This is a genomic window from Cellulomonas flavigena DSM 20109 (assembly GCF_000092865.1).
In the GTDB taxonomy this organism is placed as follows: Bacteria; Actinomycetota; Actinomycetes; order Actinomycetales; family Cellulomonadaceae; genus Cellulomonas; species Cellulomonas flavigena.
Genome location: NC_014151.1, coordinates 2,550,694 through 2,563,397 on the forward strand (window position 1 = coordinate 2,550,694; position 12,704 = coordinate 2,563,397).

At 75.0% G+C, this 12,704-nt stretch carries 8 protein-coding genes; 5 read left to right on the forward strand and 3 right to left on the reverse strand.

The annotated features are described in order from the left end of the window. Positions 1-75 precede the first annotated feature (75 nt). The 3 genes from rpmA to CFLA_RS11550 all read right to left on the reverse strand — a co-directional run bounded on the left by rpmA (position 76) and on the right by CFLA_RS11550 (position 4,358). Entirely contained in the window at positions 76-330 is a 255-nt protein-coding gene (gene rpmA, locus CFLA_RS11540) for a 50S ribosomal protein L27 (protein WP_013117507.1), read from the reverse strand. Between the two features lie 58 nt (positions 331-388). Continuing rightward, positions 389-697: a 50S ribosomal protein L21 gene (rplU, locus tag CFLA_RS11545; RefSeq protein WP_222836805.1), complete on the reverse strand. Its 309-nt coding sequence runs from the start codon at positions 695-697 to the stop codon at positions 389-391. A 307-nt stretch (positions 698-1,004) separates the two neighbouring features. Next, positions 1,005-4,358 carry an Rne/Rng family ribonuclease gene (locus CFLA_RS11550; protein ID WP_013117509.1) on the reverse strand — a complete coding sequence of 1,118 codons (3,354 nt, stop codon included), beginning with the start codon at positions 4,356-4,358 and terminating at the stop codon, positions 1,005-1,007. Between the two features lie 457 nt (positions 4,359-4,815). Here CFLA_RS11550 and CFLA_RS11555 point away from each other — a divergent pair, with 457 nt between their 5' ends. The 5 genes from CFLA_RS11555 to CFLA_RS11575 are packed head-to-tail and all read left to right on the forward strand — an operon-like array spanning position 4,816 to position 12,660. Continuing rightward, the gene (locus CFLA_RS11555; protein WP_013117510.1) at positions 4,816-6,339 is read left to right on the forward strand and encodes a cytochrome ubiquinol oxidase subunit I; all 1,524 of its coding nucleotides are present in this window, start codon (positions 4,816-4,818) and stop codon (positions 6,337-6,339) included. Between the two features lie 10 nt (positions 6,340-6,349). Further along, on the forward strand, positions 6,350-7,399 hold the full coding sequence (gene cydB / locus CFLA_RS11560) for a cytochrome d ubiquinol oxidase subunit II (protein ID WP_013117511.1): 1,050 nt from the start codon (positions 6,350-6,352) through the stop codon (positions 7,397-7,399). 19 nt (positions 7,400-7,418) lie between these two features. Further along, positions 7,419-9,098 (forward strand): thiol reductant ABC exporter subunit CydD, encoded by a 1,680-nt coding sequence (gene cydD / locus CFLA_RS11565; RefSeq protein ID WP_013117512.1) that lies wholly within the window; start codon positions 7,419-7,421, stop codon positions 9,096-9,098. Next, positions 9,095-10,891 (forward strand): thiol reductant ABC exporter subunit CydC, encoded by a 1,797-nt coding sequence (gene cydC, locus CFLA_RS11570; RefSeq protein ID WP_013117513.1) that lies wholly within the window; start codon positions 9,095-9,097, stop codon positions 10,889-10,891. The genes cydD and cydC overlap by 4 nt, the downstream gene beginning before the upstream one ends. After that, positions 10,888-12,660, forward strand: coding sequence for a sensor histidine kinase (locus CFLA_RS11575; protein ID WP_013117514.1), 1,773 nt, complete (start codon positions 10,888-10,890; stop codon positions 12,658-12,660). Before cydC ends, CFLA_RS11575 begins: the two co-directional genes overlap by 4 nt. The last annotated feature ends 44 nt before the right edge of the window (positions 12,661-12,704 follow it).

Consider the following 12,704-nt stretch of genomic DNA (forward strand, 5'->3'; position numbering starts at 1 on the left):
TCGATCGTCACACGACGAAGGGGCGCACCGCACCGGTGCGCCCCTTCGACCGCGAGTCCTGGGTGTGTCGGGCCCTCAGAGGGACGCGACGATGTCGACGACCTTGCGGCCGCGACGCGTGCCGAACGCCACCGAGCCGGCGGTCAGCGCGAACAGCGTGTCGTCGCCGCCGCGGCCGACGTTCTCACCGGGGTGGAAGTGCGTGCCGCGCTGGCGGACGATGATCTCGCCGGCCTTGACGACCTGACCGCCGAAGCGCTTGACGCCGAGACGCTGCGCGTTCGAGTCGCGACCGTTGCGCGAGGAGCTCGCGCCCTTCTTGTGTGCCATGACTGACCTGCTCTCCGGGTGCTGCGAAAGGGTGGACGGCCGCGTGAGCGGCGCGGGCTCACTTGATGCCGGTGACCTTCAGGCGGGTCAGCTGCTGGCGGTGACCCTGGCGCTTGCGGTAGCCGGTCTTGTTCTTGTACTTGAGGATGTCGATCTTGGGACCCTTCTCGTCCCGCACGACCTCCGCCGTCACCGTCACCTTGGCGAGCGCCGCGGCGTCGGTGGTGACCTTGTCCCCGTCGACCAGCAGGAGCGCCGGCAGCTGGACCGACGAACCCGTCTCGGCGGCGAGGCGGTCGACGACGACGACGTCGCCGACGGCGACCTTCTCCTGGCGGCCGCCAGCCTTCACGATCGCGTACACCACGTTGCTGCTCATCTCTGCTCGTCGGACCTGCTCATCGGTGCTTCCTGCGTCCTGCTCGTCGGTGCCGCGCGACCCGCCGGAACCCGCGCACCGCCCAGCCACGGGGGCAGGGGGTTCGCGTCGGCGGTGCCGTCCGCGGCGCCTGCGCCGGGACGCGCACGGCGCCCGCGCCGAGGATCTCGGCTCGTGCGGCACACGTGGCTCCCGGCACGCGCGCGACGCACCGACGTTCTAGGGTACGGACCCGCTCGCGCCCGGTCAAACGAGCGCCGCGGGCGACCGGTCGTGCCGGGCGTCGCGCCGCCGGTCACCCCTCGTCGGGCACCGGGTCGCCCTCCTGCGCCGCAGGACCGGGCTCGCCGTCGCCGTCCTCGAACAGCTCGGGTGCGACCGCGTGCAGCTCGAGCGGCGCGTCGGACTCGACCGCCGCGGGCTGGTCCGGGGACGCCTCGTCCGCGTGCGCGACGCCCTCGAGCTCGGCGAGCACGTCGAGCGTCCCGAGCGCGCGCCGGCCGCGGGTGCGGGGCTTGCGACCGCCGGCCGCCGGGGCCGCGGCGGGGGCCGCCGCGACGTCAGCGGCCTCGTCGGCGTCCGTGACCGGCGCCGGCGTCCCCGCGGGAGGCGCGGCGGCGTCGGACCCCGCGGCGCCGGGCCCGGCGGTGTCGGCCGCGGGCTCGTCCGAGCGCACCGGGGCAGCGTGGTCGTGGTCGTGGTCGTGGTCGTGCGCGTGGGCGGCAGCGGCGGCGATCGTCGCGAGCGTGGCCTTGACGGCCTCGCGCGCCTCGGGGAGCACCGGGACCGCCGGGTGCACGGCCGCGGTCGACGCCTCGGCACGCTTGCGGCGCGACCGCTTCGACTCCCCGGCCTCCGGCGCGGGCGGGGCGTGCTGCTCGGGGCGCCCGCCCTTGCCGACCGGGTCGGCGTGGACGATGAAGCCGCGACCGTGGCAGTGCTCGCACGTCTCGCTGAACGCCTCGACCAGCCCCTGGCCCACGCGCTTGCGGGTCATCTGGACCAGGCCGAGCGACGTGACCTCGGCGACCTGGTGCTTGGTGCGGTCGCGGCCCAGGCACTCGACGAGCCGGCGCAGCACGAGGTCGCGGTTCGACTCGAGCACCATGTCGATGAAGTCGATGACGATGATGCCGCCGATGTCGCGCAGCCGGAGCTGGCGGACGATCTCCTCGGCCGCCTCGAGGTTGTTGCGGGTGACCGTCTCCTCGAGAGTGCCGCCGGCGCCCGTGAACTTCCCGGTGTTGACGTCGACGACCGTCATCGCCTCGGTCCGGTCGATGACCAGCGACCCACCCGACGGGAGCCAGACCTTGCGGTCCATGCCCTTGGCGAGCTGCTCGTCGACACGGTGCACCGAGAAGACGTCCTGCGTGCCGGTCCACTTCTCGACGCGTGCGGCGAGGTCGGGCGCGAGCTCGCCGACGTACGTCGAGATCGTCGACCACGCGTCGTCGCCCTGCACGACCAGCGACGAGAAGTCGTCGTTGAAGATGTCGCGGACCACGCGGATCGCCATGTCGGGCTCGCCCTGCAGGAGCGCCGGGGCGTTGGCGGTCCGGCGCTTCTTCTCGATCGCCTCCCACTGGCCCTGCAGGCGCGCGACGTCGGCGCGCAGCTCCTCCTCGCTGGCACCCTCGGCCGCGGTGCGCACGATGACGCCGGCCGAGTCGGGGACGAGGTCACGCAGGATCTTCTTCAGGCGCGAGCGCTCGGTGTCGGGCAGCTTGCGGCTGATGCCCGTCATGCCGCCACCGGGGACGTAGACGAGGTAGCGGCCGGCGAGCGTGATCTGGCTGGTCAGGCGTGCGCCCTTGTGGCCGATCGGGTCCTTGGTGACCTGGACCAGCACGGAGTCGCCGGACTTCAGGGCCTGCTCGATCCGCCGGGGCTGGCCGCCGTCGAGGCCGGCCGCGTCCCAGTTCACCTCACCCGCGTACAGCACGGCGTTGCGGCCCTTGCCGACGTCGACGAACGCCGCCTCCATGCTGGGCAGCACGTTCTGCACCCGGCCGAGGTACACGTTGCCGACCATCGAGGCCTGCGCCTGGTTCGACACGTAGTGCTCGACGAGCACGCCGTCCTCGAGGACGGCGATCTGCGTGCGACCGCCGATCTCGCGCACGACCATCGCGCGCTCGACCGACTCGCGACGCGCGAGGAACTCCGCCTCGGTGATGACCTGCCGGCGCCGTCCTGCGTCACGACCCTCGCGACGCCGCTGGCGCTTGGCCTCCAGGCGTGTCGACCCTCGCAGGGCCGTGACCTCGTCGCCGGACGAGCGGCGACGCGGCTCCTCGGCGGCCTCGCCGCGGGAGCCGCGACGGCGACGACGGCGGCGACGGCTCGAACCGACGCCGTCCTCGTCGCCCGCGTCCTCGCCCTGCTCGTCGGTGTCGCTCTCGACCTCGGTCCGATCGTCCTCGCCCGCCGCGGCGTCGGCGCTCTCGTCGCCACCCGCGTCGGCGCGCCCCCGCCGACCGCGGCCGCCGCGGCGACGACGACGACGCGGCGACGAGCCGTCGTCGCCCTCGTCCGCGTCGTCCGCGTCGTCCGCGCCGTCGGGTGCGGCCTCGGTCAGGCCGTCGTCCTCGACGTCGGCCGCGTCCCCCTGCGGGGCGCCGGTGCTCTCGTCGTCGTCCTCGCGCTCCGCCGTCTCCTCGGGCACGGCCTTGCGCCCCCGCCCGCCGCGCCGCCGGCGCGAACGCCCCGTGGTCTCGTCGGCTGCGGTCTCGACCGGGACCTCGGGCGTCTCGTCCGTCGGCTCCTCGCTCCGCCCGTCGGTGCGCGCGGCGTCGGAGATCTCCTGGGGGGAACCCGTGGATGCCTGCGCACGACGCCGCCGCGCGCGCACCGGCGCCTCGGGCGCCTGGAAGAGCAGCGCCGTCGTGGCCAGACGCGCGCGGCCCGGCGACTCCTCACCCGTGCGGACGGGTCCGAGCTCGGCGAGCACGTCGAGCGGCGCGTCGACGCGGGGGCTCTCGGACGCCGCGGGGACCTCGGGGGCTGCCGGGCTCTCCGTGCTCGTGGAGGCCTCGGGCTGGTCGGCGGTGTCCTGGGCGGACCGACCACGGCCGCCCCGGCGGCTCGGTCGTCGGCGACGCGGCGCCGGGGCGGCGTCCTCGTCGGCGACCGGCTCGGCGGCGGCCGCGTCGGCGACCGGCTCGGCGGCGGCCGCGTCGGTGACCGGCTCGGCGGCGGCGGGGTCGTCGGCTGCAGCCTCGTCGGCAGGGGCCACGTCGGCCGTCCCGTCGGCGGCCGCCTCGCCCACCGGCTCCTCGGCGACCGCGTCCGGTGTCGTGCCCTCGACCGCGGGCGCGTCCTGTGCGTCGGCGGGCGCCACGACTGCGGTGTCGTCGAGCACGACCGTACGGGTCACGCGCCGCGACCGGCGCGCACGGGTCGGCGCCGGCTCGGCCGCGGGCTGCTCGGGCGCCGGCTGCGCGGTGGCCGCGACGGCGTCGACGGGCCCCGGCTCGGCGGGTGCGGGGGCAGCCGCGCCGACGAGCTCCCCGGGATCCGCGCTCGGCGCCGGGGTCACCACGTCCCGCACCACCCGACGGCGGCGCTTCCTCGGGGCCGCCCCCGCGGCGCCGGACGCGTCCGGTGCGGTCGTGGGGTCGTTCTCGGTGCTGTTCACGGGAGACAAAGCGTGTACTCCTGAGCACCGGGGGCCCCGCCCCACACGACGTGCGCCCCCGGGCGGTCGGTCGTCGCTCACGTCCGGTGACCCGGTGCGGCGACGGAAGTCGTCGATCGCGGCTGCCGCCCGTCCGGCGCCATCGCCTGCCTGGCCGTCTCGGGGCTCCGGGCTGGAGCCCGCCGAGGGCGGGGCGGCGGCTGGCCTGCACGGTCACTGCTGCGGCGAGCTCGCTGGCCCCGACGGTGTGGACGTCAGGACCAGTGACGAGTATCGCACAGGACCTCCCGTCCTCCGCGCCGGGACGGGTGACTTTGACGACGTGTCGTCAGCACCCGGGACCTACGTCCCGTGGCCCACGGGAGACCCGGCCTAGCGTTCCTCGCAGGGCGGGCACACCCAGGTGGCCGCCCTGCGCGGTCCCCCGCCGCGCTGCTCGCCCGACGCACACCGCCCGGAGACCTGAGTGGACGCCCTCGACCTGGCCCGCTGGCAGTTCGGCATCACCACCGTCTACCACTTCATCTTCGTCCCGCTGACGATCGGCCTCGCCCCGCTCGTGGCGGTCATGCAGACGGCGTGGGTGCGCACGGGCAACGAGCGGTGGCTGCGGCTCACCAAGTTCTTCGGCAAGCTCCTGCTCATCAACTTCGCCATCGGCGTCGCCACGGGCATCGTGCAGGAGTTCCAGTTCGGGATGAACTGGTCCGAGTACTCGCGGTTCGTCGGCGACGTGTTCGGCGCGCCGCTCGCGATGGAGGCGCTCGCCGCGTTCTTCGTCGAGTCGACGTTCCTCGGGCTGTGGATCTTCGGCTGGGACCGCCTGCCGAAGCGGATCCACCTCGCGTGCATCTGGGCGGTCGCGATCGCCACCAACCTGTCGGCGTACTTCATCCTGGCGGCCAACTCCTGGATGCAGCACCCCGTCGGCACCACGTTCAACATGGAGACCGGCCGCGCGGAGATGACGGACGTCGTCGCAGTGCTCACCAATCCGACGCTGCTGGCCGCGTTCCCGCACACCATCGCCGCGGCGTTCCTCACCGCCGGCACGTTCGTCGCGGGGATCGCCGCATGGTGGATGGTGCGCCTGGCACGCGCGGGGCAGGTCGCCACGGCGCGCGACGTGTACCGCCCCGCCGTCGTCCTCGGGCTGGTCACCATGCTGGTCTCCGGGGCCGGTGTCGCACTGTCAGGCGACTGGCAGGCCAAGCTCATGTTCCAGCAGCAGCCCGCCAAGATGGCCGCCGCCGAGGGACTGTGCACGTCACAGGAGGGTGCGCCGTTCTCGATCCTCGCGATCGGCGACCTCACGAACGACTGCGAAGGCGTGCGCCACCTCCTCGAGATCCCCGGGGTGACGTCGTTCCTCGCGACCGGCGACTTCGATGCGCCGATCCGCGGCGTCGAGGAGCTGCAGGAGCAGTACACGCAGTGGATCACCGAGTGGGACGAGGCCAACGGCGTCTCGTCCGGGGTCGACGACGACACCCGCTTCTACCCGAACCTCGCGGTCACCTACTGGTCGTTCCGCCTCATGATCGGCCTGGGCGCCGGGTCGGCCGCGCTGGCGCTCGCCGCACTGTGGCTGCTGCGGCGGCGGGGCGCCGTCACCGACCGCCCGTGGTTCGCGCTGCTCGGCCTGGTCGCGATCCCGACCCCGTTCCTCGCCTCGGCGTTCGGCTGGATCTTCACCGAGATGGGCCGCCAGCCCTGGGTCGTCGCGCCCAACCCCGACGCGTCCGGCGTCGACGGCGTGTGGCTCCTCACCGCACGCGGCGTCAGCGAGGTCGTCAGCCCCGGCATGGTCCTGTTCTCGATGATCGGCTTCACGCTGCTGTACGGCGTCCTCATGGTCGTGTGGTTCCGGCTGATGAAGCGCTACGCCGTCCAGGGCGTCGCGGACACCGAGCACGACCCGAGCCCCGAGGCCAACCCGCCCGCCGACGACGCCGACGGCTCCGACCGTCCGCTGTCCTTCGCCTACTGAGGAGACCGCCGTGGACCTCCCCGTCGTCTGGTTCCTGCTCATCGCCGTCCTGTGGACCGGCTACCTCGTGCTCGAGGGCTTCGACTTCGGTGTCGGCATGCTGCTGGCGATCCTCCCCCGCGGCGACAGGGCGCGCCGTGAGAAGGAGCGCCGCCTGATGATCAACACCATCGGCCCCGTCTGGGACGGCAACGAGGTGTGGCTGCTCACCGCCGGCGGTGCGACGTTCGCGGCGTTCCCCGAGTGGTACGCCACGCTGTTCTCCGGGTTCTACCTGCCGCTGTTCCTCATCCTCGTCGCGCTCATCGTGCGCGTCGTCGCGTTCGAGTGGCGCGGCAAGATCGACTCCCCCACGTGGCGGGCCTGGGCCGACCGTGCCCTGGTCGTCGGGTCGTTCGTGCCGGCGCTGCTGTGGGGTGTCGCGTTCGCGAACCTGGTGCGCGGCGTCGAGCTCGACGCGGACCACCAGTACGTCGGCGGCTTCCTCGCCCTGCTGTCGCCGTTCGCGCTGCTCGGCGGCGTGGTGACGCTGAGCATCTTCCTCACGCACGGCGCCGTCTTCCTCGCGATGAAGGTCGACGGAGACATGCGGGAGCGTGCCGGGGCGTTCGCCGCGCGCAGCTCCGTCGTCACGCTCGTCGCGGCAGGCGTGTGGGCCGTGTGGGCGCAGGTCGCGTACGCCGGCAGGGCGTGGACGTGGGCCGCCGTCGCCGTCGCGGCGGTCGCGCTCGTGCTCGTCGTGGCCGCGACCCGCGTGCGCCGCGAGGGTGTCGCGTTCACGGCGTCCGCTGTCGCGATCGTCGCGGCCGTCGTGCTGATCTTCGGCTCGATGTTCCCCGACGTCATGCCCGCGTTCGACCCGGCGAACTCGCTGACCGTCGCCAACGCGTCGTCCACCGACTACACGCTGACCGTCATGACGTGGGTCGCGGCGATCCTCACGCCCGTCGTCCTGCTCTACCAGGGCTGGACGTACTGGGTGTTCCGCAAGCGCCTGACGATCGAGCACATCCCCGAGGCGACCGGCCTCACGTTCGACCGCGTCGTCGCGCGGTCCTGACCGTGGTCTGCTGGACGGCGTGAAGCCTCTCGACCCTCGGCTGCTGCGCCACGCGCGCTCGGCCCGCGGCTACCTCGCGCTGACCGTGGGGCTCGGGCTGGCGACGGGTGCGCTCGTGGTGGCGCAGGCGCTGCTCCTCGCGCACGCGCTCGGCTCGGCGGTCGCTGAGGGGGCCACCCTCGCGGACGTCACGCCGCTCGTCGCCGCGCTCGTCGGCGTCGTCCTGCTGCGGGTGCTCGCCACCGGCGTCCAGGAGAGGTACGCCCACCGCGCCGCGACCCGCGCGGTCGCCGAGCTCCGCGAGCGTGTCGTCGCGCACGCCGCGGCCGTCGGCCCGCGCCGCGCCGCGCCCGCGGACGGGGCGGGGCTCGTCACGCTCGCGACCCGCGGCCTCGACGCCCTCGAGCCGTACTTCGTGCGCTACCTGCCGCAGCTCGTGCTCGCCGCGACCCTCACGCCCGCGACGCTGCTCGTCGTCCTCGGGCTCGACGGGGTGTCCGCCGCGATCATCGCCGGCACGGTGCCGCTCGTGCCGTTGTTCATGTGGCTCGTCGGGGTCATGACGCAGGGACGCTCCGAGCGGGGACTGGCGACGATGCAGCGGCTGGGCGCCCAGGTGCTCGACCTGCTGGCCGGTCTGGGCACGCTGCGGGCGTTCGGGCGGGAGCGGGGTCCGGTCGCGCGGGTCCGCGAGCTCGGCGACGCGCACCGACGCGCGACGATGGGAACGCTGCGGGTCGCCTTCCTCTCCGGCATGGTGCTCGAGCTGCTCACCACGCTGTGCGTCGCGCTCGTCGCGGTGGGGATCGGCCTGCGGCTCGTCTACGGGAACGTCGACCTCGTGACCGGTCTCGCGGTCCTGGTGCTCGCGCCGGAGGTGTTCGCACCACTGCGGCAGGTGGGCGCCCACTTCCACGCGTCGACCGACGGCGTCGCAGCAGCGGACCGCGCGTTCGCCGTGCTCGAGGTGCCGGTCCCGGAGCCCGGCCGGGCACCCGCCCCGGACCTCGCCGCAGGGCGCGTGCGCGCCCGCGGCGTCGCGGTGCGCGCGCGGGGAGGATGGGCCCCCGCGCCTGTCGACGTCGAGCTCGCTCCCGGACGCGTCGTCGCGCTCGTCGGCCCGTCCGGGGCGGGCAAGTCGACGACGGTCGAGGTGCTGCTCGGCCTGCTGGCACCCGACGCCGGGCACGTCGAGCTCGTCGCCGCCGACGGGACCCCGACCGACCTGCGGGACGTCGACGTGCACGACTACTGGCGCCAGGTGACCTGGCTCCCCCAGCGCCCTGTGCTCGAGCCCGGCACCGTGCACGAGCTCCTCGGCTCCCCCCCGCCCGCGGAGCGCGACCGCGCCGCCGCGCTCACGGGCCTCGACACCGTCGTCGCCGTGCTGCCCGACGGCTGGTCCACCGTGCTCGGCGGCGGCGGCGCGGGCCTCAGCGTCGGCCAGCGGCAGCGGCTCGCACTGACCCGCACCCTGCTGCGCCCCAGCCCGGTCGTCGTGCTCGACGAGCCGACCGCGCACCTCGACGCCGCCGGCGAGCAGGTCGTGCTCGCGACGCTGGACGCGCTGCGCGACGCGGGCAGCGCCGTGCTGCTCGTCGCGCACCGTGCATCGCTCACCGAGCGCGCCGACGACGTCGTGCACGTCACGACCGCGGCGGACGATGCGGTCGTCGCCGACGCCGGGGTCGCCCGGTGAACCCGATCTCCCCCACCCGCCCGCCGCGCGGCACCCTCCGACGCGCGGTGCGCCTGCTGGACGTCGACCCGCGGCGCGCGGCGCTCGCCGTGCTGCTCGGCACGCTCGCGCTCGGCTCGGCCGTCGCGCTCGCGGCGGTCTCCGCGTGGCTGATCGCGCGGGCCTCGCAGATGCCGCCGGTGCTCGAGCTGTCCGTCGCGACCGTCGCGGTGCGCGCCTTCGGCATCGGGCGCGGGCTCATGCGCTACCTCGAGCGGCTGGTGTCGCACGACGTCGCGCTGCGTGGCATGGCGCACCTGCGCACGACGCTCTACGACCGCCTGGCCGCCGGGTCGCCGCGCGCGTTGCTGGGTGTCCGCCGCGGGGACCTGCTGGCACGTGTCGGCGCGGACGTCGACGCGGTCGGCGACGTGGTGGTGCGCGGGCTGCTGCCGGCGGGCGTCGCGACCTGCCTGGGGGTGGGCACCTCGGTGGCGATGGCGTCGTTCTGGCCACCCGCGGGGCTGGCGCTGGCGCTGTGCCTGCTCGCGGCCGGGGTCGCGGCACCGTGGCTCGCCGCGCACGGCGCCCGGACGGCCGAGCAGCGCGGCGTGCTCGCCCGGGCACGGATGACCGCGACGGCGCTCGGGGTGCTCGACGACGCCGGACCGCTCGCGGTCTCGGGCCGCCTCGAGGACGAGCTCACCGCGCTGCGGGACGCGGACGCCGACCTCGCACGCGCGGCCGACGCCGGTGCGCGGCCCGCCGCGGCGGCCGCGATGATCGGACAGCTCGCCGTCGGGCTGGCCGTCGTCGCCGCGCTCGTCACGGGCGTGCCCGCCGTCACGACCGGGTCGCTCGCACCCGTCGAGCTGGCCGTGATCGTGCTGACGCCGCTCGCCGCGTTCGAGGCGACGTCGCTGCTGCCCGCAGCGGCGATCCAGGTGCAGCGGTCGCGCGCCGCGGCGGCACGCGTGCTGGCGCTGCTGGACGCCGCCGACCCGCCGTCGCGCGACGCGGCGCAGCCGGCGCCGTCCGGCAGCACGGTCGTCGCGTCGCCGTCCGGTCCCGTGCTCGTCGCCACCGGCCTCGCCTGCGGCTGGCCGGGCCGCGCGCCGGCGCTGCGCGACGTCGACCTGCGTCTGGGGCCCGGCAGCCGGCTCGCGGTCGCCGGGCCGAGCGGTGAGGGCAAGACCACGCTGCTGCTCACGCTCGCAGGGCTCCTGCCGCCCGTGGCGGGCACCGTGACGCTCGACGGCGTCCCGCTCGCGAGCGCCGGCGCGGCCCGGGTCGTCCGCGACGTGCTCGTGACGAGCGAGGACGCCCACGTCTTCGGCACGTCGGTCCTGGAGAACCTGCGGGTGGCACGCGGTGACGTGACACCCGAGGAGGCTGCGTCGGCGCTCCACCGCGCCGGGCTGGGACCCTGGCTCGACGCGCTGCCGGACGGCCTCGACACGCTCGTCGGCTCCGACGCGCGCACCGTGTCCGGCGGCGAGCGCCGCCGGCTCCTGCTGGCCCGTGCGCTGCTCGGCGACGCACCGCTGCTGCTCGTCGACGAGCCGGCCGAGCACCTCGACGCCGCGACGGCGGACGCCGTGCTCCACGGCCTGTGGCACGCGCCGGCGACGCGCTCGGGCACGGCGCGCGGCGTGCTCGTGGTCAGCCACCGGCTGGCACCACTCGCAGCGGCGGACGAGGTCCTGTGGGTCAGCGACGGGCAGGTCACGGCACGCGGCTCCCACGCGCACCTGACCGAGCACGTCCCGGGCTACGGTGAGGCGGTGCGAGCTGAGCGGCAGGAGACGGCGTGACGGAGCACCGGGGCGAGATGCGTGAGGTCGCAGGCGACACGCCGCTGCGCGGGGCCCCGTTCGAGCGCGGGGTGATCCGTGACGTGCCCGCGGACGTCACACCCATGACCGGCGACGCGCTCACCGACCTGCTCGGCGCCATGCTGGCTGTCGCGGGTCACCTCGAGCTGCCTGCGGTGCTCGACCAGTTCGTCCGGGTCAGCGCCGAGCTGACGTGCGCACGGTTCGCCGCGATCAACGTCCTCGACGACGCCGGCACGTCCACCACCTTCGTCTACACCGGTGTGCCCACCGCAGTCGCGCGCGCCATGCGGCACCCCCCGCACGCCCAGGGGGTCCTGGGGCAGATCCCGGTCGACGGGGTGCTGCGCCTCGACGACCTCACGGAGCACCCGTCGTTCCAGGGCTGGCCCGCGCACCACCCGCGGATGGGCTCGTTCCTGGGCGCGTCGGTGAAGGTCGGCGAGCACGTCTACGGCCAGCTCTACCTGTCGGAGAAGGTCGAGGGCGGCACGTTCACCGCCCGTGACGAGCGCATGGTGCTCGCGCTGGCCGCCGCGGCCGGCGTGGCCGTGGCCAACGCCCAGCTCTACGCGGAGGCCGAGCGGCGCGAGCACTGGCTGCGTGCAGGGCAGGACATCACGACGATGCTGCTCGAGGGTGTCGACGAGGAGTCGGCGCTCGAGCACGTCGCGCGCACCGCGCGCGAGGTCGCGGGCGCCGACACCGCCGCGCTCGCGCTGCCCGGCATGGGCGGCGAGCTGTTCATCGAGCTCGCCGACGGGTATCGCGCAGCCGAGCTCACGGGCCTGGTCATGCCACGCGGCGGCCGGGCGTGGACCGTCCTCGAGGAGGGCCGCGGGCTGCTGACGCCGTCGCTGTCGGCGTCCCGGACCGTCAAGCTCGACGAGATGCGCGCGTTCGGCCCCGCGATGTTCGCACCGCTGCACTCGTCGGGTCGCGGCGTGGGCGTGCTCGTCCTCATGCGTCGGATCGGCGCGACGCCCTTCGACGAGAGCGACCTGGCGACCGCGGAGTCGTTCGCCGCGCAGGCGGCGCTCGCGTACGTGCTCGCCGAGGCGCGGCACGCGCAGGACGTCGCCGCCCTGCTCGACGAGCGCGAACGGATCGCGCGCGACCTGCACGACCTCGCGATCCAGCAGCTCTTCGCCACGGGCATGCAGCTCGAGACCGTGCGCCGTCGTGCCGCGCGCGGCGTCGACCCGGCCGAGCTCATGAGCATCGTCGAGGACGCGCTCGACAACGTCGACAGCTCGGTGCGCGAGATCCGCCAGATCGTCTACGCGCTGCGCGACCCGGACGCGGCGACCGGCGTCGTCGAGCGGCTGCGCCGCGAGACGTCGCTGGCGCGCACCGGGCTCGGTTTCGCTCCGTCGCTCGTGCTGTCGCTGGACGGCGAGGTCCTCACGCCGGGCGACGGTGACGCCGAGGACCGGATCGACGAGCGGCTCGAGCAGGAGCTGACCGACGACGTGGTCGCGGTGGTGCGCGAGGGTCTGGCGAACGCGGCGCGGCACGCGCACGCGTCGTCGGTGAGCGTGCGGGTCGCGGTGCGCGGCGCGGGCCCCACCGGCTCGGTCGCGGTGGACGTCGAGGACGACGGCGCAGGTCTGCCCGCGACGCGCGAGCGCAGCTCCGGCACCGGCAACCTCGCCTCGCGCGCACGCCAGCACGGGGGGACGTTCAGCCTCGGCACCGCTCCGAGCGGCAAGGGCACGCTCCTGACGTGGCAGGCGCCGCTCGGCTGAGCCCGCGGCGCCTGCGGCACGACGTGCGGGCACGGGCCCGGACG

Coding starts and splice junctions, on each gene's coding strand:
- rpmA (WP_013117507.1), bottom strand. CDS start 330: ATGGCACACAAGAAGGGCGCGAGCTCCTCGCGCAACGGTCGCGACTCG.